Consider the following 24,280-nt stretch of genomic DNA (forward strand, 5'->3'; position numbering starts at 1 on the left):
GACAGGTGACGAGAAGAGGGCAGACAGACACCGGTTCACGGCAATGCGCGACACCTTGATGGCGAGCACGATACAAAACGTTTTGCGTTCTGGGTAGGGTGACACCGACCACGGCGCCGCCCGGGCGCCACCGACGACCAGGAGGCGGATGTGCACGGCTCGGGCCGCGTCAAGATCGTGGACGTGGCGGCCGCCGCCGGGGTCAGCGCGACGACGGTGTCGCATGTGATCAGCGGTCGGCGCCCGGTGTCGGCGGCCACCCGTGCCCGGGTCGAGGACGCGGTGCGCCGCCTCGGCTACCAGGCCGACCCGTCGGCGCGCGGCCTGCGCACCCAGCGCACCGACACCGTCGGGCTCGTGGTCCCGGACATCACCAACCCGTTCAACACCGAGCTGGCCGCCGGCATCCAGGCCGTCGCGTACGCTCGCGGCCTGCTGACGGTGGTGTGCGAGGCGCCCATGACGGGCGGACCGCAACTTCCGGCGGTGCTGGGGCAGTTGACCGCTCGTCGGCTCGACGGGATCGTGCTCGGGCGGTTCGGGGCGCGGCGGGCGGACCTCGACCTGATCGCGGGTTCGGGGGCCCGTCTGGTCCGCCTCGGCACGCGGATCGCCGACGGTCCCGGCGACGTGGTGCGCGGCGCAGAGACCGAGGGCATGCGGGACCTGGTCCGGTGTCTCGTCGGCGAGCGCGGCTACCGGCGGATCGGCTTCATCGGCGGCGAGGCGGGCGTCGAGCCGGGCGGCGAGCGCTACGAGGGGTATCGGCAGGCGCTCGCCGAGGCGGGGCGGGCCGTGCCGGAGGAACTGGTCGCCTGGACGGGCTTCACGCGGGAGGGCGGTCGTGCCGGGGCTGCCCTCCTCCTCGACGCCGCCGAGCCGCCGGACGCCGTGGTGTGCGCCAACGACCTGATCGCGATCGGGGCGCTGGACGTCGCGCGTGCCCGGGGGATCGACGTGCCGGGGAGGCTGGCCGTCACCGGGTACGACGACATCGACGCGGCGTCGATGGTCTCCCCCGCGCTGACGACGGTCGTCAATCCGGCGCGGGAGATCGGCCGTTCCGCGGCCCGGCTGCTCGTCGACCGCCTCGACGGGGACACGGGTCCCGCGCGGGAAGTCGTGCTGACCCATCAGGTGGTACGGCGCGCCTCGGCGTGAGCCCGGCCGGTCGCCGACGCGCCGACGCGCCGGCGTCGCCCGCCGCACGGCGGACTCCTGGGCCGTGCGGCGAGCGGGCCGTTCTTCGCCGTTCCTCGGAACCGGCCTCCGGGCGGCACCGGCGGGGGCGGCACCGGCGGCGGCCGAAGGCGTCGGCGGCCGGCCTCGCCGGTCCGGGGTACCGGGCGTGACGGCGGGCCGGGCCGCCCCGGCGGCCGTCAGTCGTCGAGCGCCTCCAGGACGTCGGCGAGGTCGACGAACTTGAAGCCCGTGGCCTCCCGGTCGCCGTCCTCCGGAGCCATGTGACCGTCCTGGACGACGAGCAGACCGTTCGGGTACCTGCTGCCGAGGGGCTCGGCGAGTACGTCCGCGCCGTCGCACTCCTCGGAACCGTCCAGCGACTCGGACGCGGCACCCACCCGGAAGCCGCCCTCGTACTCGTGGTCGTCGGAACGTTCGCGGTCGTAGGCGACGAAGGTGTCGTCGCCCTGGCTGGAGGCGAGAAGGTAGCCGTCCCCGTCGTCCTGCTTCAGCAGGGTGAGGCCCTCGACGTCCGCCGACACCCGCTCACCCCCGAAGCCGGGGTCCTCCCCCGCCGCACACTCGTCGGACGCCTCGTCGTAGGTGGCCGGCACGCCGTACTCGCGGACCTTGTCCTGCAGGACGGGAGCGCCCTTGAGGCCGGCCGGCATACGCCAGATGCCCACGTCCTCCTGCCCGGCGAAGAGGGTACCCGTCTCCGGGTCGACGACCATGCCCTCGACCTGCGGTCCTTCGCCGGGCTCCGCGCAGGGGGACCACCGCGTGCCGTCGGGCATCGTGAAGGCGGCGGGCAGGGCCAGGGTGCGGACCTTGCGGTAGGACACCTTGCCGTCGCGCTCGGCGGTCAGCTCCAGCAGCGCGATGCGGGTGGTGGCGTTCTGGCTGACCAGGGCGTAGGACCTGCCGGTCGCGGAGTCGGTGTACGTGGCCAGGCCGTAGGCGGTGCGCTCCTCGTTGACCTCCTCCTGCGAACCGGAGAAGATCCACGGCGCCGAGGGGTCCGTGACGTCGGTGAGCGGGGCGCCCGGCCGGTCACCGTCGACGCGGTAGATGCGCAGCTTGTCGCTGCCGCGGTCGCTGACGACCGCCAGGTCCGTGGTGCCGGAGCCCAAGGGCGTGCCGTGCACCAGGTCGACGTTGTTGAAGCGGCCGGGAGCGTCGTCCGCTCCGGGCGCCGCGGGCGCGGGGACCGACTGCACCTGCCGGGCGTCGAGGTCGTAGACCCGCAGGCCGCCCTCCTTGGCCGTGGCGATGACGAGGCTCGCGTCCGGGTCGGCGGGGTTGCGCCAGATCGCCGGGTCGTCCGCGTTCGCGTTGCCGCCCTCGTCGTCGTCGAACAGCGCGGCGGTCTCGGCCCGGGGCAGGACCTCGGGCGGTGCGGCGAGCGCCGAGGCCTGCGCCGAGGGTACGGCCGCGACAGCGGCGGTGAGCACCAGGGTCGCCGTCGCCGCGACGGCACTGGAACGGCGTCGTGTGAACGCGTGCACGGGCTGTCTCCTTCGTCAGGGAGCGGGCGGGGCCGGCGCGTATCCGCGTCGGGCTCGACCGCACCCACCACTGGGACGACGTCACATGATCGAGAACGCGGGCGGAGAGCGAGCGTCGCCCGGGCGACCCGCCGCCGACGGATCCGTGGCGGAGGGGTGAACGAAGCCCCCGCTCCCGCGGGAATCGCCGTGTTCGCCCCGGCGCCCCGGTGGGCCCCGGGCACCCCCGGGCGGGTCGGGTCCGCCGCCCGGCCCATCCCCGGTGGCCGATCACTGCTCCCGGTGCCGAAACTGTTCCGTACTCCCCCGTTGCGCCCCGCTGGAGGCCCGAGCCCCCATGGATGACCTGCCCCCGGCGCCCGACGCACGGGCCCGTCTGGAACTGAGGGCGATCAGGGAGCTGCTGCGGTCCCAGCGGCGCCGCATCCGCGCCTATCCCCGGGGGCACGGGCCCCCGCCCGGCGAGCCGGGCCGGCCGAGGACGCTGCCGGGCACCGGGTTCCCCACGGGCCGCGAGGTGCTCGACGCCCTTCCCGTGCCCGCCCTGCTGCTGACCCCCGTGTGCGGGGAGGCCGGGGACGTCGTCGATGTCCACTGCACGAGCCACAACGCGGCAGCGGTCGCCTACGTGGCCGAGCGGTTTCCCGGCAGCCCGCTCCCCCGGTGGCCGGGTCCGGTGTCGTTGTACGAGCGGCTGCCCTCCCTCCACCGGACGCCCGTCCCCCGGATGATCAGCCGCGCCCACCACGACCGGGACGCCCAGGGGCCCGAAGCCGTCGAGTGGGTCGTCAACGGTCCATCAGGTCCGGTGCGGCTCATCGCCGATGTCCGGGTGAGCCCCTGCGGTGACCAACTGCTGCTCACCTGGGAACGCGGCCACCGTCTCCTCATGGCCGCCGCGGCGCAGCGGCTGGTGCGCACCTGCTGGGCGGAGTGGAATCTCGGGGACGACGGCGTCGAACCCTCCCGGGGGTTCCGCCAGGCACTCGGGCTGCCGGAGAACGGCCCGCTGCCCACCCTGGCCGACCTGGCCGGCGCCGCCACGCCGGAGAGCCTGCCGGGCCTCTACCAGATGCTCTACGAGGTCACCCTGCGCAAGCGGACGGCCGACTGCTACCTGCGCCTGCGCAGCACGCCCGGCCGGATCACCCGGATGACCGCCGAACCCGTACGGATCGCTCCCGGCAGTCTGGTGTGGGGCGTCCGCGCCGTGTTCACCGACGTCACCGCCGAGCGCCTGCGCCGGGAGTCGGCGGACCACGCCGAGCGGGAAGCACACCGTCAGCGCCAGCACGCCAGGACTCTCGGCGAGGTCGCGGAGGCCCTGCGGGAAGCGGTGCTCCCCCAGTTCCACGACGAGCCGGCCGCCTACGGTCTGCAGGCGACGGTCGTGTACCGGCCCGACGCCCGCGAGGCCGGAGTGGGAGGAGACTGGTACAAGGTCCGCACACTGCCCGACGACCGGCTGCTCGTGGCGCTCGGCGACGCCCGGGGACACGGACTGGCCGCGGTCACCCTGATGGCGAAACTGCGTTATGCGCTGGCCGGACTCGCCTACACGGAGCAGCCCGTCGAGCAACTGACGTACTGGCTGAACGACACCGCGTGCGCGGACGGCATCGAGTCCACCGCCACCGCCGTCATCGCCCGGTACCACCCCGAGCGGTCGCTGCTGCGCTGGACCTGCGCCGGACATCCCAACCCGGTGCTGCTCCGCGACGGACGCGCCACCCCCCTGCCCTCCCCCGCCGGCGGACCGGGACTCCCTCTCGGCGTCCTGCCCGGCACGGAATACACCGCCGCCGTGGCGCCGCTGCGGACCGGCGACATCGTCCTCATGTACTCGGACGGCCTGACCGAACGGCGGGACAGCGATCCCGACCAGGACACCCTGCGCCTGCTCGACGCCGCCACGCTCTCCCTGCGGACGAAAGCCCCCGGCCCCGGACTGGACGAGCTGCACGGCTACGCCGAGGACCTCGTGGCGCGCCTGGACGGCCCGCACCGCACCGACGACGCCACTCTCCTCGTCCTGCGGCGCACCACTCCGCCCTAGGCTCCCCCGACCACCAGCCGCCGCGCAGCGGTGGCCGGCCGGCGGGGCCACCCGTCCGTCTCACTCTCCGTCGGGGCCGCGCAGTGCGGTCCGTGCCAGGTCGCGCAGCCACATGTGCGCGGGGTCGCTGTCGTAGCGCTGGTGCCACGACAGGTACACCGGGGCCGGCGGCAGCTCGACCGGCAGGTGCAGGACGGTCAGGCCGAAAGCCGTGGCTGCCGGGCGCATCGTGATCTCGGGGACGGTGAGCAGGAAGTCGGAGTCGCGCGCGAACGCGAAGGCGGCCGCCTCGGTGGGCGCGGCCGCCACCACCTGCCGGCTGAGGCCCAGCTCGGTGAAGGCGTCGTCGAGGGCGTTGCCGAGATGGCCGCGCCGCGAGACGGTGATGTGCTCGGCCGCGGCGTACTGCGCGGCGGTGACCGTCCCGGCGCGGGTCAGCGGGTGTCCTTGACGTACCACGATCACGTGCCGGCTCTCCGTCACGTGCTCGGCCCGGATGTCCGGCGTGGCCGGGCGGTCCGCGTTGGCCTCCAGGTCGACCTGAGCGCGCCGCAACTCGGGTGTGTCCACGCTCGATTCGGCGATGAAGCGCAGTCGCACCCCCGGTGCCTGGCTGCGCGCGGCGGACAGGAGCGTGGGCCCGCCGAGGGTGACCAGGGAATCGTGCCAGCGGAGCGTGAAGGTGCGGTCCAAGGAGTCGAGGTCGAGCTCGCGGCTGGGCGCCAGCACGGTCCGGGCCTGCAGCAGCAGGTCGTGCACCTGCTCCCGGACGGCGACCGCGTAGGGCGTCGGGGTCATCACGCGGCCGGTGCGGACCAGGATCTGGTCTCCCGTCGTGCGCCGGATCCGGCCGAGGCTCCGGCTCATCGCAGGGGCGGTCACGTGGAGCCGCGCCGCCGCCCCGGCCACGCTGCCCTCCTCCAGGAGCGCGTCGAGCGCTGTCAGCAGGTTCAAGTCCAATTGCATGGGAGTCATGTTAGGCGTTCCTTACATGCACTTGTTGTTAATCGGCCGGGCCCCTACCGTCGAGATGCGGGAACGGAGCGGCAACGCGGCTCGCCACCCGCCCCACACCCCCCTTCTTCGACGGGAGACAGTCATGTCCGAAACGACACGCAGCACCCTTGCGGCAGCCCAAGCGGCAGCCGCAGCAGGAGTCGGGGAAGGGGCCTCGGCCGACGCCGTCGTGCTCGCACGGACCTCGGACGCCGTTCGTGCGGCGGGTACGGTCCTGCGGGAGCGGTTCGGCGATGTGGTGCGCCACGAGAGCCGTGCGGAGCTGATGCGGGCTCTCGCCGCCAACGACGAGGCGGTGCTCGCAGTGCTGAGGCCCCGCCTCACGCTCCTGCGGCCCGGCGCCCGCTGGGTGGCGGACGAACTGCAGGGCGGCTCACTGCCTCCGGGCGAGTGGTGGCTGGTGGATCCGGCCGAGGGCAACGTCAACCACCTGCACGGACTGCCGGAGTGGGCGGTCACCGCCACCCTCGTGCGCGAGAACCGTCCGGTGCTCACCGTGGTTCACCTGCCGTTGACCGGTGAGACCTACACGGCGCTCGCCGGTGCCGGCGCCCACCTGGACGGCCGGGCCCTGCGGGTGTCGGAGCAGACCGACCTCGGGCTCGCTCTCGTGGCCACCAGCCAGGCCAGGCCGGACGAGGACGCGAGCACCGTGCGGCGCATCGGCTCCTCGGTCACCGCGATGCTCCTCGACGCGCTCGTGGTGCGCACGTCCGTGCCGGCGACCCTGCACCTGCTGTCCGTGGCCGCCGGCCGGATCGACGCCTTCTGGCAGTTCGCCGGCGCTCGCGCGGACCTGCTTCCCGGGGCACTTCTCGTCTCCGAGGCCGGTGGCCGGATCACCGACGCCGAAGGGCGCGCGTGGACGCCGGAGAGCGACAGCTTCCTGGCCACCGCCCCCGGAGTGCACGCGGCCGCCGTCGCCACCCTGACCCGTTGACCACCGCAACAGATCATCACCAACGAAAGGACCGGATCACCATGGACCGGATCGCAGTTCTCGGAAACGGCCGAGTCGGCGCCAACCTGAGCGCGGCGCTGTCCCGGGCCGGGCACGAGGTGGCCGTCGGGGGACGTGCCCCCGGCTCGGCGGCCGACAACGCCCGGAAGGCGCGCATCGTCATCAACGCCACACCCGGCGACAGCTCACTGGAGCGGCTGGCCGCTCTGCGCGAGGAGTTGCGGGGAAAGATCCTCGTGGACCTGGCCAACGCCACCGTCGACGGCCCCGACGGACTGCCCGCCGAGCTGCTCTACCCCGGCTCCAGCCTCGCCGAGCAGCTGCAGGACGCGCTGCCGGACACCCACGTCGTCAAGACGCTCAACACGATGCTCTACCCGGTGATGACGGCACCGGCCGCCCTCACGCAGCGGCCGACGGCCTTCCTCTCCGGCGAGAGCGCGGAGGCCAAGCAGGTCGTCCTGGGGCTCCTGGGAGACCTGGGATGGCCGCCGGAATGGGTCACGGACCTCGGCGGGATCAGGACCGCCCGGGCCACCGAGGCCGCGGTGCTCTTCGTCCCGCATGTGATCCGCTCCGCCGGATTCGCGCCCTTCGCCGTGTCGATCGCCCGCTGACGCGGGAGCAGCATGCTCACGTCGCTCCGTCCGGCCTGGGGGAGGGCAGGTCTGCGGCCAGCTGCGCGTACGCCTGCCACCCGGGGGTGGTGTACCTGGGTTCCGACTCCCCCGCTGTGACGAGCCGGGCGCACTGGACCTCGCTGTCGCCCCGCAGGGTGCGGGTCGCCACCCGTTCGCCGTTGCGGGCTTCGAAGACGTCCACGGTGTACCGGCCCCGGGCGAACTCGACCGTCTGGGTCACGGGGCCGTAGCCGAGCGGACCGTTGGTGTAGGAACAGCTGATCTCCGTACCCGGCACACTCCCCGAGACCTTGCTGCACATCACCAGCTGGACCGATTCCGGGGACGGCTCGTGGTCCCGGTCGACCGGTTCCTCCGGGACCGTTCCGGAGGAGGCGTGAGCGGCCCGATCGTCCTCGACGGCGACCCATGGACGCGAGCGGTCCTCCGGGTCCTGCGGCCGGTAGGAGGCCGCACGCGGGAAGGGCTCACCGCTCTCCCCGCTCCCGTCCTCGCACAGCCGGGCGAAGTCGTCGAGATCGCGGGGCAGGTCACCGAGGACGGCGTCGTTGACGGGTGGCAGGAGCATCAGTGCCCACGAGAGCAGGCCCGCGAGCCCCAGCGCCGCCGTGACACCGAGAAGCCTCCGGGCAAGCCGGCGCGTGTCGCGGAACCGCGGCGTGCGGGTGCCCGCTGGACGGAGTGCCGACGGCCGCAGCCCGACCGCAGCCGCCGCGACCACGGCACCGGCCAGGAGCGCGGCGAACAGGGACCAAGACACTCCACACCTCCTGGACTGCAGGCCCCAGTGCACCGCGCTCCCGCATTGTTCACCAAGCGGTGCACGGCACTGAACAACTCCGGTCAGTCCTCCTGTGCCTTCCCGGAGCGCCGGCCGCCCGCCGGGGCGGCGCCGCGGTCCCGTACCGCGGCCGCCGGGTCCCAGCCGCGGCGGGGAACCGCGGCCAGCAGCGCCCGGGTGTACGCGTTCTCGGGCGCGGTCAGCAGGCGCTCGGTGGGGCCCTGTTCGACGACGGTGCCGCGGCGCATCACCACCGTCTCGTCGGTGACGTGCTGGACGACGGCGAGGTCGTGGCTGATGAAGACGAGGGCCAGACCGGTGTCCTGCCGGATGTCGACGAGCAGCCGCAGGATCTGCGACTGGATGGACACGTCCAGGGCGGCCACCGCCTCGTCCAGGACGAGGACGCGCGGGTTCACCGCCAGGGCCCGGGCGATGGCCAGCCGCTGCTGCTGCCCGCCCGACATCTCGTGCGGGCGGGCTGCGGCCTCGCGGGAGCCGAGGCCCACCCGGTCGAGGAGTTCCTCGATCCGTCCCTGAGCGCCGGCCGCGTCGTGGAGGCTCAGCGAGGTGGCCAGGCACTGGCGTGCGGTCAGCCGCGGGTCGAGTGAGAGGTACGGGTCCTGGAAGACCATCTGGATCTCCCTGGCCCGGGCGAGTCGTTCGCCACGGCCGCGGCGTCGCCCCGCCGTCCGGTCCCGGCCGTCGACGCGGACCGTTCCCGCGTCGGGTCGGACGAGTCCGACGAGCATGCGTGCCACGGTCGTCTTGCCGGAGCCGGACTCGCCGACGATGCCGATCGATCCGCCCGTCGGCAGGGTGAACGACACGTCGTTCGCGGCGACCAGGGTGTCCTTGCCGGGGAGGTGGTAGGTCTTGCGCAGCCCGTCGGCGACGAGCAGCGGCTGGGCAGCGGCCGGGGTTTGAGGGGTGGTCACGGGTTGTTCCTCGCAGTCGCTCCGGCGGTGGCCGCCGCCGCTTCGGGCAGCCGGCGGCAGGCGGCCTCGCCGCCGTCGGGCAGTTCGGTCGCCCGGGGGGTCCACGTCTCGCAGGCGGGCTCGGCCTCGGGGCACCGTGCGGCGAACGGGCAGCCGTCGGCTCTGTCCGCGAGGGAAGGGGGGCGGCCGGGGATGGGGCGCAGGGGGCGGGAGATGCCGAGTTCGGGCGAGCAGTCGAGCAGTCCGCGGGTGTAGGGGTGGCGGGCGTGGTCGAAGAGGCTGTGCCCCGTGCGGTGTTCCACGATGCGGCCGGCGTACATGACGTACACGCGGTCGCAGTACGCGGCGGCCAGGTGCAGGTCGTGGGTGATGAACAGCATGCCCGTCTCGCGTCGGCGTCCCAGGTCGCGCAGCAGGGCGAGGATCTCCGCCTGGGTGGTGACGTCCAGGGCGCTGGTGGACTCGTCGGCCAGGATCAGGTCGGGGTCGGCGGCCAGTGCGCCGGCGATCACGACGCGTTGGAGCATGCCGCCGGACATCTCGTGCGGGTACTGGCGCAGGCGGCGGGCCGGATCGTTCAGGCCGACGCGGTCCAGGAGTTCGACGGCGCGGTCGCGGGCGGTGCGGCGGTCGTGGTCGCCGGTGCGCAGGAGGCGTTCGACGAGGAAGTCGCCCACGCGGTGGACCGGGTTGAGGGCCGAGCGCGGGTTCTGGTGGATCATCGCCACGCGCCGGGCCCGGTGCTCGCGCAGCGCGGAGCCGGTCATGGTCAGCACGTCGGCTCCGGCGACCGTCACCCGCCCGTGCGCCGCGGCGTCGTCGGGCAGCACGCGCAGTACGGCCTTGGCGGTGGTGGACTTGCCGGAGCCGGACTCGCCGACGAGGCCGACGACTTCGCCCGCGGCCACCCGCAGGGACACGTCGGCGAGCAGCGGCCGGGCGGCGCCGGGCAACTGGACGGTGAGTCCGTCGATGTCGAGCAGCACGGGTGGCTACCTCCTGGTTCCGAGCCGGTCGGCGAGGTGCACCCCGGCGACGTTGAAGGCCACGACGACGGCGGCGATGGCGGTGCCGGGCACCAGCGCGGGCAGCAGCGCGCCCTGCACGATGGCCGACTGCCCCTCCTGCACCATCAGTCCCCAGTCGGAGCTGGGCGGCTGGGTGCCGAAGCCGAGGTAACTGAGGGTGGCCAGGCTCATCAGTGCCTCGCCGAAGAGGACCACCAGGTATCCGGCGATCGACCGGGCGAGGTTGGGCACGAGGTGGCGTACGCAGATCCGCGCGCCGCCCATGCCCTGCACCCGGTAGGCGTCGATGTAGGGCTTGGCGCGCTCGGCCAGGGCCACGCTGCGGGTGTACTTGGCGATGGTGGGCGCGAAGGCGAGGCCGAGCCCGAGCACCGAGGTGGTCACACCGGTGCCGAAGACGGCGATGATCAGTACGACGAACAGCAGCCCGGGGAAGGCGTACATGACGTCGGTGAGGCGGGAGACGAAGGTGTCGATCCAGCCGCCCCGCCAGGCGGCCAGGGTGCCCAGGCTCACCCCGATGACGGCGGCGAGCGCCAGCAGCAGCACGGGGGCGACGAGGCTGGTGCGCGCACCGTACAGCACCCGGGAGAGCAGGTCCTGACCGGAGGCGTCGGTGCCCAGCAGGTGCTCGCCGCCGGTGCCGACCAGGGAGGACGAGAGGTCGACGGCGTCGGGGGCGTACGGCGCGAGCAGCGGGGCGAACACGGCGGCGAGCACGACCAGGGCGAGGAAGCCGGTGGCGACGAGTGCGGCGACCGGGCGCCGGACACGCCGTACGGTCGGGGCGGGCGCGGGGGCGTCGGCGGGTACGGCGGTCATGCGGCGCTCCTTGCGGACTTCAGGCGCGGGTCGAGCAGCGGGTGCGCGAGGTCCACGAGGGTGGTGACCACCACGTAGCAGGTGACCATCAGCAGCAGGACGGCCTGGGCGACGGGGAAGTCGTGGCTGTTGATGGCGCCGACGAGCAGGGAGCCGATGCCGCTGAGGCCGAAGACGGTCTCGATGGCCACGGTGCCGGCGAGCATGCCGGCGGTGACCAGGCCGCACATGGTGACGATCGGGCCGAGGGCGTTGCGCAGCACGTGGCGTCGGACGATCTCGCGCTCGGGCAGGCCCGAGGAGCGGGCCACGGCGACGTGGTCGGCTCCGTCGGCGTCGACGACGGCCTGCCGGGTGACCCGGCTGACGACCGCGAGGGCGCCCAGGGCCATGGCGACGGCGGGCAGGGTGAGGTGGTGCAGGGTGCCGACGAGTCCCTCCCCGCTGCCGGTTACGGGGAACCAGCCCAGCTGCACGCCGAACAGCGCGACCAGGGCGATGCCGCCGACGAAGGAGGGCACGGACGCGGCGAGGGTGGTGGCGCCGACGACGGCCGAGTCGATCCAGCGGCCCCGGTTGAGGGCGGCGAGCGCGCCGGCGCTCACGCCCAGGACCACGAAGAGGACGGTGGCGTAGGCGACGAGTTCCAGGGTGGTGGGGAAGCGGGCGGCCAGCAGGTCGGCGACCTCGTCGCCGTACTGGAAGGAGCGTCCCAGGTCCAGGTGGAGGCAGTCCCACAGCCAGCGGCCGTACTGGACGACCAGCGGCTCGTCCAGGTGGTACTGCTCGCGTACGGCGGCCAGCCGCTCGGGGGTGAGGGTGTCGCGGCCGCCCGCGAGGAAGACGGCGGGGTCGCCGGGGGCGGCGTAGATGGCGGCGAAGATGACGAACGACGACGCGAGGAGGGTGGCGAGGAGGCCGGCGAGCCGTCTGCCGATTCGGACGATCATGGGCTCAGCCCTTCTTCGCGCCGAGCGACGCGGCCCACGGGTGGTAGAGGTACGCCATCGAGGCCGGCGGGCCGGTGAGCTTGTCGCTGAGGGCCAGGGCGGTGGGGGTCTGCGCCACGGGGATCCAGACGGCGGCGTCGGTGAACCGGCGCTGGATGTCGACGACCAGCTCGGCCCGCTCGGCGTCGTCCAGTGTCCGCTTGGCCTGTTCGACCTTCGCGTCGTAGGCGGTGCTGTGGAAGCCGACCCAGTTGTTGGAGTCGTCGGAGACGCCGTTGTCGTAGAAGCCGACGGGGTCGCTCTTGGAGATGTACCAGTCGGCGACGAGGACGTCGATGTCGGCGCGGGCGGACTTGTCGCCGTAGAACTCGCCGTACTCGGCGGAGGGCACGGTCTTGATCTGTGCCTTGAGGCCGATCTGCTGGAGGGCGGCGCGTACGCCGTTGGCGATGACGAGGCGTCCCTGCGTGCTGTCGGTGCCGATGACGATCGGCCCGTCGGGCTTGTGCTCGGCGTTCTGGACGAGCTTCTTGGCCCGGGCGATGTCGGCGGGGGTGGGCGAGGCGGGGGCGCCGGTCAGCTCCTTCTGTGCGGCGGTGAAGACGGACTTCGCGTAGCCCCAGGCGCCGGAGCCGACGGGGGTGGCCCAGGGCTGGGCCAGGCCGCCGTAGCCGGACTTGGCGATGCCGGCGCGGTCCAGGCTCAGTGAGAGGGCCTTGCGGATGTCGGGGTCGGCCAGACCGCCGCGCTCGGTGGGGATGAGGTCGAGGGTCGCGGTGCTGGGGCCGAAGTGCAGGTCGATGCCCTTCTTGCCGTCGAGTGCGGCGGCCGTGCCCACGGAGTCGGTGTAGGCGCCGTCGGCGGCGCCGGTGCGCAGGGCGTTGACCATGGCGCTGTCCTCGGCCCAGCGGAAGACGACCTTGCGGGTCAGTGGCTTGTCGCCCCAGTAGCCGTCGTAGCGTTCCAGGGTGACGGAGTCGCCCGACTTCCAGGAGGCGAGCCGGTAGGGGCCGCTGCACGCGTCGGCCTGGCCCGGCGTGCCGAAGTCCTTCCCCTGTTCCTGTACTCGCTTCTGCTGGTAGACGAGTCCGGCGTCGCCGGCGAGCGCCTTGGTGAACAGGGCGTCGGGTTCCTTGAAGCGGACGGTGATCTCGTGCGCGCCGGTCTTCTTCATCGACGTCACGTTCTCGAACTCGTCGGCCTCGGACATGTCCGGGTCCGCGTGCCGGCGCAGGCTGAACAGCACGTCGTCGACGGTCATGGCGGAGCCGTCGTGGAAGGTGACGCCGTCGCGCACGGTCAGGACCAGGGTCTTGGGGTCGGGCCTGGTGGCCTTGTCGACGAGCCAGGGCCGTACGGTCATGTCGGGCTGCAACTGGTATAGGCGCTCGCACACGTTGGTGAGCACCGTGCGGCCCGCGCTGCCGCCCTGGGTGTCCAGGTCCAGGGAGTCGGGCTCGTCCTCCAGCAGCCAGTCGACGCTGTCCACCGCACCGGCGGCCGCGGCCGTGGTCGGGGTGAGTTCCAGCTGGGTCACGTCACGGGCCGTGCCCCCGGCCGGGCCGGTGTCGGCGCCGCTGCAGGCGGTGGCGACGGCCGTCAGGCCCGCCAGCCCGAGGGCGGCGATCGAGGTCTTCAACTTCATACGGTGGCTCCTGAGCGGGAAGGGTGGTGCGGAGACTGCTCGTTTCTGCGGGGGTGGGTTCCCGGTGACCTTCGGTCCGGTCTAACGGGGGGCGTGGGGGCCGTCGTAGAGGTTCCAGGGCAGGTGCTGGTAGTCGCGGTCGCAGGGGGTGCCGGCGGTGACGTGGTAGTCGCCCGAGGTCAGGTCGACGCAGGAGGAGACGAGTGTCTGCCACTGCCGTACGGGCGACCTGCGCGGATCGGGGTGGGTGCACAGGGACTCGGGGAAGCCGAGGTGGTCCGACATGGCCTGCTGGATGGTCTTGCGGGACTCGTCGGGGCCCGTGGAGTCGCGCAGCCGCCGCAGCCCCTGCTCGGCGCGGGGCACCCGGACCAGGGAGTCGGCGGCCAATGGCCGGTAGTCGGCGGCGAGGGCGGCGGGGATGCCGGCCTGGTAGTGGTTGCCGTGCACCAGCAGGCCGTCGGTGGGATACATCCAGCGGTGTCCGGCCGGGGTGGTCTCGACATCGATGGCGAAGCCCTCCCGGCAGGTGAGCAGCGCGTTCCCGGCGATGTGGGCGCGGGTCCGGCTCAGCACGCGCAGGGCGTCGCTGATGTTGGACTGGTCCAGGACGCTGCGGCGGATCACCGTCTGGGGCAGTCCGACGGTGTCGTCGAAGCGTCCGCCCAGTCCGTTGGCGTTGAGCGCGATGCCGGCCGAGTTGGCGCCCTGGCGGCCGATCTGTCCGGCCTCCACCTGCATGACGAGGGTCGGCTTCGGCGGCTGGACGATTCGCAGCATCACGACGGTGCCGGCCACGGCGGCCCGCCAGTCCCAGTTCTGTCCGGCCCACACGTGGCCGTCGCCGCTGGCCGGTCCGTGGGCCGCGAAGGAGGTGCAGCCCTCGGCGGCCTCCTCGTCCTCGGGCAGCCGGCTGAAGGTGGAGTCGTAGATGACCTCGCCGCGTGCGTTGAGCGCCAGGACGTCGAGCAGGCCCACGCCGGCTCCGTCGGCGATCCCCTGCATCTCCTCGACCAGTTCGGGAGCGTGGTCGCGCACCGGCTCCAGCCAGAGCTGGGCGCGGGCGGTGACCTGGTCCCAGGTCAGGCCGGAGGCCTCGCCGAAGGCTTCGGTGTAGTAGGCGATGGCCTCGTCGATGCGGGAGCGCACCGCTTCGCCGTACTGCCGCCCGCGTTCCTCCGGCGTCCCGGAGATCTCTATGACGGGCAGGGGGGCGTGGTGCATGACGGGGCTCCTCGGGGGACTGCGGTGCTGTAACATTCATTCCAAGGATGAACATCATTGGAACAAGTTGCTCAGAGCGTAATCAGGAAACCGATTAAGTCAAGAGGCGTAATGGATGTTCCAGAGGCCGGCAGTGTGGGTCCGGGCGGTCTGGCCCGCTTGCGGACCGCGATCCGAGATCTGTGGGAGGAACTCTCCGCGTCCGAGCGCACCGTCGCCCAGTACCTCGCGAGTGCGCCCGCGGAGCAGATCATGTTCGCCAGCGCCCAGCAGTTGGGCACCGCCAGCGGCACCAGCAACGCCACCGTCGTCCGCGCCCTGCAGCACCTGGGCTACGCCGGGCTCCCGGCCCTCAAGCGGGAGCTTGCCGCGGACTTCACCGCTTCCCAGGCGCCCGACGTCCGCCTCAAGCAGCGCATCTCCCACGTGGGCCAGGACCTGGAGAGCATCTGGGGCGACGTGTTCGACGAGGCGCTAGAACGCATCGAGCAGGCCAGGCGTCTGACCGGTACGAAGTCCTTCCAACGGGCCGTCGAAGCGCTGGCCTCGGCCCGCGAGGTCCTCTGTTACGGTGTCGCCGCCTGCGAAGTCGGGGCCCGCCACCTGGCCCTGTCCCTGGGCCGGCTCGGGCGCCGCTCCCGGTTCAGCGGAGCCACCGGATTCGCCTTCGCCGACGATCTGCTGCCGCTGTCCCAGGGTGACGCGGTGGTCGTCTTCCAGCCCGCCCGCCATCTGCACGAACTGACCGTGCTGGTGGAACGGGCGCGGGCGGTGGGGGCCGCCGTCGTCCTGATCACCGACGAACTCGGGGAAACGCTCGGCGACCGCGTCGACGCCGTGCTCACCGCGCCGCACACCCCCACCGGCAACACCAACGAGTCCCTGACCGGCCTCCTGGTCGCCGATGCCCTGCTGCTGGCCATGACCACCCTGGACGAGACCCGGGCCGTCGAGCACTCGCACCAACTGACGGCACTGCGGGAGCGGTTGGTACCACCCCATCGGTGACACGGAGGAGCCGACGGCCACCGCGGGCGGCCGTCGGCTCTTCGAAGCGGGGCGCTGACGCCCCCGGGGTCAGGTCAGTTCGCGTTCACCAGGTCGTGCGCCGGGACGGTCACGGTCCGTGCGTCCGGCTTGCCGCCGAGCACGATCTTCCGCAGCGCGCTGTTGTTGTCGAGGTTGGTCTCCTTGAGTCGCTTCTCCGGGTTGGCCAGCACCTGGATGTAGTACGTGCCGTTGGGTACGTCCGTGATGTCGAACGACTGGCCCGGCAGGTCCTGGGAGTAGGTGTCGCCGGAGCCGACGTCGAGAACCTCGCGGACGGAGATGGAGTTCTCCTCCCCGCAGGCGGTGGCCAGGTCGGTGTTGTACGGGTGCCAGTTGGCGTTCTTCACCGTGTAGTCGATCGCGTCGGTGTTGGCCAGGCAGAAGGCCTCCTTGCCGCTGCGCACGGCCTCCTTCTTGTCCGCCTTCAGCAGCCGGTAGCTGGCGAAGTCGGTGAAGTGCCAGTGCACGTGCCCCGGACGCGGGTCCCACTCCATGGTGCCGGTCGGGGTGTAGCCGACCTGCTTGCCCTTGGCGTCGTAGAAGTACTGGTAGGCGTCCATCTTGGCCTTGCCGGGCGTCCGGAAGCCGTCCACCACCAGTTGCGCCGGACCGGCGTTCCACACGTTGGCGCTGAAGGCGAGGTAGTCCTTGCCGGGGATGTCCTTCTCCCCGTCGGTGACGACGATGCCGTAGGCCGGCAGTGAGCGCAGGTCGGGCTTGGGGACGTCCGGTACGGCGGGCTTGCCGGCCGGCCGCTTCGCCAGCGGCTGGAGCGCCGGGGCCTTGCGCGAGCCGTCGGTCTGACCGCCCTTGTCGCCGACCGGCATCGAACGCGCGGCCTGCTTCTTCTTCAGCGCCCACGGCAGGGCGGGCGGCGCCGCCTTGAGCGGTCCGTGGCCCACGTTGTACGAGGGGCCCGCACCGCTCGTGACCGGTGCCGCCGCCTGGGCGGGGGTCGGGGCGTGCCCCGGTCCGTGGCCCTCGTGCGCGGCCGGAGCCTGGTGGGCGGCTTCGTGACCGGCGTGCTCGCCCGCCGTCGCGGACCGGGATGCGGCCGATCCGACGGCACCCTGGTCGTCCTCGTAACTCCGCTCCACCACGGTCACCTTGACGCTGGCGGGCTTGTTCGCGATGCCGAACAGGTCGCGGTACTTCTTGGCGACCGTGACCTTCGCGGTGTAGGTCCCGGGCGCCAGGGCGGCCGGGTCGGTGTAGGAACCCGCGTAGGTGTTGGCCGCCCAGCCCTTCTCCACGCCCCAGACCGAGCCGAGCGTGAACGGGTTGGTGGGGCAGCTCTCCGGATACTTGGACGTCGCGGGCGCGTCGGGACGTACCCGGCCGCTGGCGTTGTTCGGGCAGAAGTCCTCGGTCCGGCTGAGGACCTTCTTGCCCGCCTTGTCGGTGACCGTGATCTCCGCGAAGCCGGGCAGCCCGGAGAAGTCCTTCACCGTGCCTTTGGGCAACGTCTTGGCCTTGGCCTTGCCGCCCTCGTACACGGTCTGGGTGATGGTCACCGGGTCCTTGTAGGACTTGCGGGTCACCTTCAGCTCCAGCGGACTGCCCTCGGCGGTGAGGTAGGTGCCGAGGTCGAGATAGACGCCCGGGTCCTCCTTCCAGGAGGTGAGCGTGAGTGAGTTGGTCGCGGCGATGAGGCTCAGTTTCGGCCCCGTCGCGGCCGCCTTCGCCGGCTCCGTGGTCGCGGCCACGAGCCCGGCGGTCACGGCCATGGCGGCGACGGCCGTGGTGCCTGCGAGCAGTGGACGCCGCAGCCGGGTGGTGCGCGTTCTGGTCATCGATCCCTCGTCCTTCAGGTGCTGGGGGGTGCTGTGGGAAGGAAGCAGGCGGGCACTTGCTGTGCCCGCGCTGTGAGAGGGAGCGGTGGGATGCCCGGTTGTCCAGGAGGCGGGAACGGGGAGGAGGTTGGCCGGATCGCCGTGTCGTGGACGAAATCAGGCTGAAGTCACGGATACGGGCCGCCTGGTGGCGGGTGGTGCGGTATACGGGCGCAGACAGCCGGGCAACCGGGCAGCAAACAGCCGGGCAGAGTCGGCATCCGCCCGGTGCCGGGCTGTCACGGCCGCGGCCTGACCGGGAGCGGGCAACTAGCGGCTGAGCGGCAGTTCGGCGAGGCTGTGCCACCCCGTGCGGGCCAGGGCGACCACGTGCAGGGCGGTGACCTCCGTGGTGATCGGCAGGGCGGCCGCGGTACGGCGGGCGATCTCGGCTGCGGCCCGCAGGTCGGCGTCCAGGGCCACGGTGAGGTGCACCGGCGGGCGCAGACCGAACCGGCCGCCGTAAGGGACCTGCCCCGGGAAGGCCGTGCGTACGGCGTCGGCCGCCTGGCCCAGTTCGGGTACCGGGACACCGACGAACCCGCCGGTTCGCTCGACCGCGGCCAACCCGACGGGTACCGGGCCGGCCGGCAGGGCGCCCCGCAGCCGGTCCATGTCCGACCCGTCCACCTCGTCGGCGGGCAGCCAGGGATAGAGCAGCGCGGCATGTGCGGGCACACCCGGTCGCACCGCCAGTGCGTCCACCTCGGCGGCCGACCGCAACAGCGGCTCGGCGTCCGGCAACAGCGCCAGCACGGCCGTCGTACCCGTCCGTGCCATCTCCTGCCCCTTCCCTGCCTCGCCGCTTCCCCGTCGAGCCGACCCTACGCGTCCGGACGGTCCCCGCGGCGACGGGCGGGCGCGCAGTCGCGTGCGTCGAGGCGGCCGTTCACGCCCCAGCCGATCGTGCGCTCGCCTCCGCGACGGCGGCGACGAAGGAGGCGACCAGGGGGCGGCGGTCGTCCTGCGACCAGGCCAGGACCAGTTCGCTGGCGGGAGCATCGGGCACTGGCCGGTAGACGAGGTCGGGCTGCATCGGCTGGGCGAGTGAGCGGGGCAGGAGTGCGACGGTGCGGCCCAGTCTGATCATGTGCAGGACTTCGGCCGCGTCGGTGACCTCGGGCCCCTGTCCGGCCTCGGGTGCTCCGGTCCAGCGCACACCTTTCCAGCGGGGCAGCGTTTCCTGGGCGAGATCGGCGAGGGTGACCTCCGAGCGGGAGGCGAGCCGGTGGTCCGGCGGCAGGATCGCGACCCGTCCCTCGACCATCAGGGTTTCGTGGTCCAGGCCGGTCATGTCGTCGAACGGCGCGTAGAGCAGGGCGACGTCGGCGCGGCCGTCGCGTACGTGGTCGGCGCGGTCGGTGGCACCCCCGAACAGGATGTCCACCTGGCGGGCGTCGGGACGGTCGGCGTATGCGGCCAGGATGCCGGACAGGAGGTTCGCGTCACCGCCGGGTTTGATCACCAGGCGCAGGCGGGCCTGGTGATCACCGGCCCGGCGCGTCTTCTCGGCAGCCGCGCCGACGGCGTTGAGTGCGTGCCGGCCGTGGTGCAGGAGCGCGTCACCGGCGGGAGTGAGGGCGACGTGTCTGCTCGAGCGCTCCAGCAGCCGCACTCCGAGCCGGGATTCCAGGCGCCGGATCGCCTTGGACAGGGCCGGCTGCGCGATCGCCAGACGGGCCGCGGCGTGCCCGAAGTGCAACTCCTCCGCCACGGCGACGAAGTACTCCAGCTCGCGGGTCTCCAGCTCGGCCATGACGTAAGGCTACCGCCTGATCCATTCCCATGAGGCATGGAACGAGATCGGATGGATCTTGGACGGGCGGGAAAAATGCCTGTTCGCTGGAGGCATGATTCACCACACCATGATCGTCGCGTTCGACAATCCGATTCCCGCGAATGAGCTGGACCAGTACCTCAAGGAGTTCGAGGAGCTCGTGATGGGTTCCGGTCTGGTCGAGTCGGTCGCGACCCGGCACCACATCCGCGTCCCGGGTGACGACCACGCCCCGGTGGCCGTCGCCAGCGCCGTCGTGCAACTGCACCTGACCGACCTGGACGCCCTGAACGCGACCTTCACCATGCCCGGGGCCGTCGACCTCATCAGGCGCTGGCAGGCCCGCCACCCGTACCGGGCCGTCTGGGCCAACCACGAGCCGCTGACCTGATCCGCACTCCCGGCCGGGCGCGGCGGGACATGGGCCGAGGCCCGGGCTAGGAGGCATCCTCGTCGCGCTCGCGCAGGGAACTGATCATGCTCTGCAGACTGCGGAAGGCGTGTGCCTGCTCCGCCTCGGTCATGCCGGCCAGCATCCTGACCTCGACGGACCTGACGGCTACGGTCGCCTTCTCCAGGCTGCGTCGGCCGCTCGGCGTGAGCCGCGCGGGAAGGACCTTTCCGACGGCCGCTTCCGCGGGCCGGGTCACGTAGCCCTCACGCTCCAGGGTCTGGAGCAACGTGTTCATCGTCTGGCGGGTCACGAACGCGCCGCGCGCCAGCTCGGAGTTCGACAGGCCCGGCCGTTGGGCCAGCAGCTCCAGACAGGAGTAGTGCGTCACGCTCATGCCCAGCGGCCGCAGCACCTCCTCCATGGCCGTGCGCAGGGCGCTCGAAGCCTCTTTCAGCAGGTAGCCCAGTGATTTGTCGAGGTCGATGCCGGCACCCTTTTGACTCATGTCAGTATTCTGACATACGCTTCGTGTCAGAAAACTGACATGAAGAGAAGGAGCATCACCATGCCCGCCACCGGTCCCGACTTCCTCTCGCTCCAGGCACGCGATCTGGACGCTTCACAGGCGTTCTACGAGCACTACCTCGGTCTCGTCCGCTCGCCGGCCGGGCCGCCGCACGCCGTGGTCTTCGAGACGAAGCCGATCGCGTTCGCCCTCCGCGAGGTCGTGCCCGGCACCGACCTCGCATCCGTCTCCCAGCCCGGCATCGGTGCCGCGATCTGGCTCCACGCCACCGACGTCCAGGCCATCCACGACGCTCTCGCCGCCGACGGTCACACCATCGTCTCCGCGCCGATCGACGGCCCGTTCGGCCGGACGTTCACCTTCGCCGACCCCGACGGCTACCACGTCACTCTCCACGACCGCACCTGACCGGCGGAACGGCACGCCGCCGCCCCCTCGTACGATGGCGCGGGGCCGTACGACCGCATCACTCGACCGCTCGCCATCGGGAGAGGTGTCCCGCCGCTTCCGGGTCTGGTCACGGCCGTTCAGGCGGTTGACGATGCCCCTCGTATGCACCTGGACTTCGAGACCGACGACGTGGCGGCGGAGACGGCCCGCCTGATCGCCCTGGGCGCCCAGGAGGTCTCGCAATGGCAGGAGTGCCGTGTCCTGCGGGCCCCCGGCGGACACCTGCTGTGCGTTCTGCCGACGGAGAGCGACCCCGACGTCTTCCGTGAGCAGGCGACGCGCTGGCCCTGACCGGCACCGGCGCGGGGATCCACTCAGCGATGACCGAAGATGGGCCGAGCAGGAGCGGCGGTATGCGTCGGCTCGGCCACCGTGCCGGGCCCGGGAAGGGAGATGGCATGGCCAAGGCGGTGCGGGCCTCGCTGGGAGAGCTTCAGATCACGTGCCAGGTCTGCAAGAGCGACCTGTTCCGCGAACGAGGGGTAAAACTCAACAGCACGGGCGGGGAGTTGTTCAATCTGGCCTGGGCCGACGAGACCGCCACGGGGCTGATCTGCCTGCGGTGCGGCTTCGTGCACCTCTTCGTCAACCGGCAGCTCGAACTGCACCGCGCCACGGACTGATCCGTCAGCGGGTCGCGGCGGCCGCGTTGCGGATCCAGCTGCGGAACTCGATCGCCAGGTGCTCGCAGTGGCCCTCGATCATCGAGTCGGGGGCGGCCGACGGATAGATGACGCGTACCACCACGTCGGCACCGGCGTCGGTGTCCCGGGCCTGGTGCAGGCAGTACGCGAAGGGCGTGCCGTCGTCCAGGCTCAGCAGCGCGTTCATCAGGGTCACCGGGTAGGCCGCGTCCAGGTAGGCGCTGACCGCTGCGGGCAGTTCACGGGCCACGGAGACCTTGAACCGGGTGAGGTGGCCGCCGATCGTCTCCACCATGCCTCCCGTGTAGGCGGGCGGCTCGACGTAGTGCTCGGGATGGGCGTTGACGAGCAGCGACTTGTCCTGGAAGCGGCCGGTACCGGCCTGCGCACCGAACCACTGGGCGAGGCGGGTGCCGCTGAGGCCGCGGACGGTGAATTCGGTCCGCGATTCACGGTAGGTGCCGCCGGAGGCCGCGACGAGTTCCTTGTGGTAGCGGTCGCCGTCGTCGATCTGCTCGCCGAGGAGGTCCATCATCACCTGGCCGCCGGCCACGTCCTTCAGGTTCCTCAGGGCCCGCCGTGCCGCCTTCAGTTCCCACCGGTCGACTTCGGACTCGTCGAAACTGCGGCCCATGGTGTGCACCTCGACCGTGACCGGGACGGACTGGTGCGCATCAGTTTTTGAGGTCATTTTTCTACCCGTTCAGGAGAGAGGGGGCACCGCTCGCTTGCCGGGTGCCTGCCACCGACCATAAGATGCATCCATGCATCTTGCAAGGTCGGATTCCACCCCCCGCCGCCGACGCGGCGCGGAACTGCGGGCCGCGCTCCTCGACGCCGCGTGGGACGAGCTGATGGCTCACGGATACGCGGGGCTCACCTTCGCCGCAGTCGCCGAACGCGCCGGTACCAGCCGGCCGGTCGTCAACCGCCACTGGGCGGCCAAGGACCTCCTCGTCCGCGACGCCATCCGCCGCGCGAGCGCGGACTTCGCACTCACCGACCCGGACACCGGGTCCCTGCGCGACGACACGATCGCCCTCCTCGAACAGCTCAACGGGGCGTTCACCGCGTTCGCGGCAGCCATGACGGCGCAGCTGGCCGCCTACTTCGAGGAAACGGGAACGACACCGGCCGAACTGCGCGCCTCACTGGTCGAGGCGCGATGGGCGCTGATCGAGTCCGTCGCCCACCGCGCCGCCGCACGCGGGGAGATCGACGGCACGAAGCTCACCCCGCGCATCACCCGCCTCCCCTTCGACCTGCTCCGGCACCAGGTCCTCATGGAACTGGAGCCGGTGCCGTCCGAGGACATCAGGGAGATCGTCGACACGATCTACCTGCCCCTGATCACCTGAGCCGGGGCCGGAGCCGGGCCGCGCCCGCCCGTCGCCCGCCTTCAGTCGGCGGACAGGCGCAGATACGGGGCGACGCTGCGCAGCTTCTCGCAGGTCTCCTCGGTCTCCCGTTCCGGGCTGGACTGGGCGGTGACCCCGGCGCCCGCCCGCAGCCACGCCTCGGTCTCGGTGCCGATGAGTGTGCGCAGAACGAGGGCGGCGTCCAGGGCGCCGCGGCTGCTCCCCCGGAACACCGCGCCGCCGTACAGGCCGCGCGGCCCGTCCTCGTGCCGGGCCAGGGCTTCGAGCGCGGCGCGTTTGGGCACCCCGGTGGCGGTGATCGCCGGGAAGAGGGAGGCGAAGGCGTCCCAGGGTCCGGCGTCCGGCCGGAGCCGTCCCGTCACCCGCGAGGCGAGGTGCTGCACCGATCCGCGTCGGCGCACCGACATGAACTCCTCGGCCACGACGGTACCGGGGCGGCACACGGCCGCCATCTCGTCCCAGGCCAGACGCACGGACACGGCGTGCTCGTGTATCTCCTTGGGGTCGCTGAGCAGTTCGGCGCATCGGCGTTCGTTCTCCGCCGGGTCGGCGCCCAGAGCGCGGGTGCCCGCGAGCGGCTGGGTGCTGACGCGCCCGTCGTCCCCGACCTCGAGAACGGTCTCGGGGCTGAATCCGGCTGCCCGGTAACCGCCGAGGTCCAGCAGGTAGGAACGGGCCGGTGTGTTGGCCCGGCGGCCCGCGAGATAGGTGGCGGCGAAGTCCGGGCGGGGCTCGGCGGGCAGCGGGACCTTCCGGGAGACCACGGCCTTCTCCAGCAGCCCGGCGCGGATGTCCTCGACCGTACGGGCGACCGCCTGGCCGTAGGCGGCACTGCCGACGGCGATGATGCCCTCGGTCCGGTCCGGCGTCGGTCCGTCGTGGGCGGCCCGTCCGTCTGCGGGCTCCGCGAGCAGGTCGGCGACCTTGCGCGCCCAGGCCTCGTCCACCGCGCGGATCACCGTCGAGTCGCCGGTGAGGGTCACCTCCACGGAGGGGATCAGTGCGTGCAGCAGGGGCCGGTCCCCGGCCGAGGCCGGGTCCGCGTGCAGGAGGTGGGCGAGTTCGAAGGCCGCCCAGCCGTAGAAGTGGCGCCCCTCGCCGCCCTTGCATCCCTCGCCGCCCTCGTCCTCGTCGTCCCCCTCGCCGCCCTCGTCGCGCAGGGCGGACAGGGCGTCGGCGAACGCCGCCAGGGGCCGCCCGCCGGTGCGCGAGGTCCAGATGCGCCCGGCGGCCTGCGCGGTGATGCCGGCGGTGTCCGCGGTGACCCGCACGTCGGAGCCCGCCGCGAAGTGCCAGGCTCCGCCCTCCGTCTCGTACACCACGTACTGGTCCGCCAGTCCGGCGCGGGCGAGGCGGGTGGCGGTGGCCGCCGGGTCGTGGCAGGGCTCCCGGGTGCTCGTGTGCGCGAGCGGCGGAACGGACCTGGCCCATCCCTCCCAGGTGTTCCGGGATCCGGTGCTCATCGTGTCGTGCCT

General features: G+C 72.3%; 25 protein-coding genes. 10 read left to right on the top strand and 15 right to left on the bottom strand.

The features are described from left to right. Nucleotides 1–150 precede the first annotated feature (150 nt). Nucleotides 151–1,161, top strand: coding sequence for a LacI family DNA-binding transcriptional regulator (locus K7854_RS11120; RefSeq protein ID WP_226026244.1), 1,011 nt, complete (start codon nt 151–153; stop codon nt 1,159–1,161). Between the two features lie 218 nt (nt 1,162–1,379). Here K7854_RS11120 and K7854_RS11125 read toward each other — a convergent pair whose 3' ends face one another. Beyond that, a complete protein-coding gene (locus K7854_RS11125; RefSeq protein WP_226026245.1) occupies nt 1,380–2,690 on the bottom strand; it encodes a phytase in 1,311 nt (436 codons plus the stop codon). Nucleotides 2,691–3,027: 337 nt separating this feature from the next. Here K7854_RS11125 and K7854_RS11130 point away from each other — a divergent pair, with 337 nt between their 5' ends. Further along, nucleotides 3,028–4,746 carry a PP2C family protein-serine/threonine phosphatase gene (locus tag K7854_RS11130; protein ID WP_226026246.1) on the top strand — a complete coding sequence of 573 codons (1,719 nt, stop codon included), beginning with the start codon at nt 3,028–3,030 and terminating at the stop codon, nt 4,744–4,746. A gap of 60 nt (nt 4,747–4,806) precedes the next feature. Here the strand turns inward: K7854_RS11130 and K7854_RS11135 are convergent, their stop codons facing one another. Further along, on the bottom strand, nt 4,807–5,712 hold the full coding sequence (locus K7854_RS11135) for a LysR family transcriptional regulator (RefSeq protein ID WP_226026247.1): 906 nt from the start codon (nt 5,710–5,712) through the stop codon (nt 4,807–4,809). Nucleotides 5,713–5,845: 133 nt separating this feature from the next. Between K7854_RS11135 and K7854_RS11140 the strand changes: the two genes are divergently transcribed. Next, complete coding sequence (locus K7854_RS11140) at nt 5,846–6,703, top strand: inositol monophosphatase family protein (protein ID WP_226026248.1); 858 nt, start codon at nt 5,846–5,848, stop codon at nt 6,701–6,703. Between the two features lie 41 nt (nt 6,704–6,744). Beyond that, a complete protein-coding gene (locus K7854_RS11145) occupies nt 6,745–7,341 on the top strand; it encodes an NADPH-dependent F420 reductase (RefSeq protein ID WP_226026249.1) in 597 nt (198 codons plus the stop codon). Nucleotides 7,342–7,357: 16 nt separating this feature from the next. Here the strand turns inward: K7854_RS11145 and K7854_RS11150 are convergent, their stop codons facing one another. From K7854_RS11150 to K7854_RS11180, 7 genes are all read right to left on the bottom strand, one after another. Further along, the gene (locus tag K7854_RS11150; RefSeq protein WP_226026250.1) at nt 7,358–8,125 is read right to left on the bottom strand and encodes a hypothetical protein; all 768 of its coding nucleotides are present in this window, start codon (nt 8,123–8,125) and stop codon (nt 7,358–7,360) included. An 83-nt stretch (nt 8,126–8,208) separates the two neighbouring features. Beyond that, entirely contained in the window at nt 8,209–9,084 is an 876-nt protein-coding gene (locus K7854_RS11155; protein ID WP_226026251.1) for an ABC transporter ATP-binding protein, read from the bottom strand. Next, complete coding sequence (locus K7854_RS11160; RefSeq protein WP_226026252.1) at nt 9,081–10,070, bottom strand: ABC transporter ATP-binding protein; 990 nt, start codon at nt 10,068–10,070, stop codon at nt 9,081–9,083. Before K7854_RS11160 ends, K7854_RS11155 begins: the two co-directional genes overlap by 4 nt. Nucleotides 10,071–10,076: 6 nt before the next feature. Beyond that, nucleotides 10,077–10,934: an ABC transporter permease gene (locus tag K7854_RS11165; protein ID WP_226026253.1), complete on the bottom strand. Its 858-nt coding sequence runs from the start codon at nt 10,932–10,934 to the stop codon at nt 10,077–10,079. Beyond that, nucleotides 10,931–11,884, bottom strand: coding sequence for an ABC transporter permease (locus K7854_RS11170; protein WP_226026254.1), 954 nt, complete (start codon nt 11,882–11,884; stop codon nt 10,931–10,933). The genes K7854_RS11165 and K7854_RS11170 overlap by 4 nt, the downstream gene beginning before the upstream one ends. A 4-nt stretch (nt 11,885–11,888) precedes the next feature. Beyond that, complete coding sequence (locus K7854_RS11175) at nt 11,889–13,529, bottom strand: ABC transporter substrate-binding protein (protein ID WP_226026255.1); 1,641 nt, start codon at nt 13,527–13,529, stop codon at nt 11,889–11,891. 81 nt (nt 13,530–13,610) lie between these two features. Then, nucleotides 13,611–14,753: a C45 family autoproteolytic acyltransferase/hydrolase gene (locus tag K7854_RS11180; protein ID WP_226026256.1), complete on the bottom strand. Its 1,143-nt coding sequence runs from the start codon at nt 14,751–14,753 to the stop codon at nt 13,611–13,613. A 111-nt stretch (nt 14,754–14,864) separates the two neighbouring features. Here K7854_RS11180 and K7854_RS11185 point away from each other — a divergent pair, with 111 nt between their 5' ends. Then, complete coding sequence (locus K7854_RS11185; RefSeq protein ID WP_226026257.1) at nt 14,865–15,761, top strand: MurR/RpiR family transcriptional regulator; 897 nt, start codon at nt 14,865–14,867, stop codon at nt 15,759–15,761. A gap of 74 nt (nt 15,762–15,835) precedes the next feature. Here K7854_RS11185 and K7854_RS11190 read toward each other — a convergent pair whose 3' ends face one another. The 3 genes from K7854_RS11190 to K7854_RS11200 all read right to left on the bottom strand — a co-directional run bounded on the left by K7854_RS11190 (nt 15,836) and on the right by K7854_RS11200 (nt 19,391). Next, nucleotides 15,836–17,596 carry a lysyl oxidase family protein gene (locus tag K7854_RS11190; RefSeq protein ID WP_226026258.1) on the bottom strand — a complete coding sequence of 587 codons (1,761 nt, stop codon included), beginning with the start codon at nt 17,594–17,596 and terminating at the stop codon, nt 15,836–15,838. A 309-nt stretch (nt 17,597–17,905) separates the two neighbouring features. Then, complete coding sequence (locus K7854_RS11195) at nt 17,906–18,415, bottom strand: 2'-5' RNA ligase family protein (RefSeq protein ID WP_226026259.1); 510 nt, start codon at nt 18,413–18,415, stop codon at nt 17,906–17,908. 109 nt (nt 18,416–18,524) lie between these two features. Then, a complete protein-coding gene (locus tag K7854_RS11200; RefSeq protein ID WP_226026260.1) occupies nt 18,525–19,391 on the bottom strand; it encodes a LysR family transcriptional regulator in 867 nt (288 codons plus the stop codon). Nucleotides 19,392–19,485: 94 nt separating this feature from the next. Between K7854_RS11200 and K7854_RS11205 the strand changes: the two genes are divergently transcribed. After that, a complete protein-coding gene (locus K7854_RS11205) occupies nt 19,486–19,803 on the top strand; it encodes a hypothetical protein (protein ID WP_226026261.1) in 318 nt (105 codons plus the stop codon). Nucleotides 19,804–19,849: 46 nt separating this feature from the next. Here the strand turns inward: K7854_RS11205 and K7854_RS11210 are convergent, their stop codons facing one another. Continuing rightward, nucleotides 19,850–20,311: a MarR family winged helix-turn-helix transcriptional regulator gene (locus K7854_RS11210; RefSeq protein WP_226026262.1), complete on the bottom strand. Its 462-nt coding sequence runs from the start codon at nt 20,309–20,311 to the stop codon at nt 19,850–19,852. Nucleotides 20,312–20,371: 60 nt separating this feature from the next. Between K7854_RS11210 and K7854_RS11215 the strand changes: the two genes are divergently transcribed. The 3 genes from K7854_RS11215 to K7854_RS11225 all read left to right on the top strand — a co-directional run bounded on the left by K7854_RS11215 (nt 20,372) and on the right by K7854_RS11225 (nt 21,405). Continuing rightward, entirely contained in the window at nt 20,372–20,740 is a 369-nt protein-coding gene (locus K7854_RS11215; protein ID WP_226026263.1) for a VOC family protein, read from the top strand. A 105-nt stretch (nt 20,741–20,845) separates the two neighbouring features. After that, nucleotides 20,846–21,073, top strand: a complete 228-nt coding sequence (locus K7854_RS11220; RefSeq protein WP_226026336.1) for a VOC family protein — start codon at nt 20,846–20,848, stop codon at nt 21,071–21,073. 107 nt (nt 21,074–21,180) lie between these two features. Beyond that, entirely contained in the window at nt 21,181–21,405 is a 225-nt protein-coding gene (locus K7854_RS11225; protein WP_226026264.1) for a hypothetical protein, read from the top strand. 4 nt (nt 21,406–21,409) lie between these two features. Here the strand turns inward: K7854_RS11225 and K7854_RS11230 are convergent, their stop codons facing one another. Next, nucleotides 21,410–22,117, bottom strand: coding sequence for a hypothetical protein (locus tag K7854_RS11230; RefSeq protein ID WP_226026265.1), 708 nt, complete (start codon nt 22,115–22,117; stop codon nt 21,410–21,412). Nucleotides 22,118–22,190: 73 nt separating this feature from the next. On the opposite strand from K7854_RS11230, the gene K7854_RS11235 reads away from it, so the two are divergent. Continuing rightward, nucleotides 22,191–22,784 carry a TetR/AcrR family transcriptional regulator gene (locus K7854_RS11235; protein ID WP_226026266.1) on the top strand — a complete coding sequence of 198 codons (594 nt, stop codon included), beginning with the start codon at nt 22,191–22,193 and terminating at the stop codon, nt 22,782–22,784. A 41-nt stretch (nt 22,785–22,825) separates the two neighbouring features. Here K7854_RS11235 and K7854_RS11240 read toward each other — a convergent pair whose 3' ends face one another. After that, on the bottom strand, nt 22,826–24,268 hold the full coding sequence (locus tag K7854_RS11240; RefSeq protein ID WP_226026267.1) for a salicylate synthase: 1,443 nt from the start codon (nt 24,266–24,268) through the stop codon (nt 22,826–22,828). Nucleotides 24,269–24,280 lie beyond the last annotated feature (12 nt).

The organism is Streptomyces hyderabadensis (assembly GCF_020404845.1).
GTDB lineage: Bacteria > Actinomycetota > Actinomycetes > Streptomycetales > Streptomycetaceae > Streptomyces > Streptomyces hyderabadensis.

Coding starts and splice junctions, on each gene's coding strand:
- K7854_RS11215 (WP_226026263.1), top strand. CDS start 20,372: ATGCCCGCCACCGGTCCCGACTTCCTCTCGCTCCAGGCACGCGATCTG.
- K7854_RS11185 (WP_226026257.1), top strand. CDS start 14,865: ATGGATGTTCCAGAGGCCGGCAGTGTGGGTCCGGGCGGTCTGGCCCGC.
- K7854_RS11200 (WP_226026260.1), bottom strand. CDS start 19,391: ATGGCCGAGCTGGAGACCCGCGAGCTGGAGTACTTCGTCGCCGTGGCG.
- K7854_RS11165 (WP_226026253.1), bottom strand. CDS start 10,934: ATGACCGCCGTACCCGCCGACGCCCCCGCGCCCGCCCCGACCGTACGG.
- K7854_RS11230 (WP_226026265.1), bottom strand. CDS start 22,117: ATGACCTCAAAAACTGATGCGCACCAGTCCGTCCCGGTCACGGTCGAG.
- K7854_RS11225 (WP_226026264.1), top strand. CDS start 21,181: ATGGCCAAGGCGGTGCGGGCCTCGCTGGGAGAGCTTCAGATCACGTGC.
- K7854_RS11135 (WP_226026247.1), bottom strand. CDS start 5,712: ATGCAATTGGACTTGAACCTGCTGACAGCGCTCGACGCGCTCCTGGAG.
- K7854_RS11170 (WP_226026254.1), bottom strand. CDS start 11,884: ATGATCGTCCGAATCGGCAGACGGCTCGCCGGCCTCCTCGCCACCCTC.
- K7854_RS11175 (WP_226026255.1), bottom strand. CDS start 13,529: ATGAAGTTGAAGACCTCGATCGCCGCCCTCGGGCTGGCGGGCCTGACG.
- K7854_RS11210 (WP_226026262.1), bottom strand. CDS start 20,311: ATGAGTCAAAAGGGTGCCGGCATCGACCTCGACAAATCACTGGGCTAC.
- K7854_RS11235 (WP_226026266.1), top strand. CDS start 22,191: ATGCATCTTGCAAGGTCGGATTCCACCCCCCGCCGCCGACGCGGCGCG.
- K7854_RS11205 (WP_226026261.1), top strand. CDS start 19,486: ATGATTCACCACACCATGATCGTCGCGTTCGACAATCCGATTCCCGCG.
- K7854_RS11190 (WP_226026258.1), bottom strand. CDS start 17,596: ATGACCAGAACGCGCACCACCCGGCTGCGGCGTCCACTGCTCGCAGGC.
- K7854_RS11145 (WP_226026249.1), top strand. CDS start 6,745: ATGGACCGGATCGCAGTTCTCGGAAACGGCCGAGTCGGCGCCAACCTG.
- K7854_RS11180 (WP_226026256.1), bottom strand. CDS start 14,753: ATGCACCACGCCCCCCTGCCCGTCATAGAGATCTCCGGGACGCCGGAG.
- K7854_RS11130 (WP_226026246.1), top strand. CDS start 3,028: ATGGATGACCTGCCCCCGGCGCCCGACGCACGGGCCCGTCTGGAACTG.
- K7854_RS11240 (WP_226026267.1), bottom strand. CDS start 24,268: ATGAGCACCGGATCCCGGAACACCTGGGAGGGATGGGCCAGGTCCGTT.
- K7854_RS11140 (WP_226026248.1), top strand. CDS start 5,846: ATGTCCGAAACGACACGCAGCACCCTTGCGGCAGCCCAAGCGGCAGCC.
- K7854_RS11195 (WP_226026259.1), bottom strand. CDS start 18,415: ATGGCACGGACGGGTACGACGGCCGTGCTGGCGCTGTTGCCGGACGCC.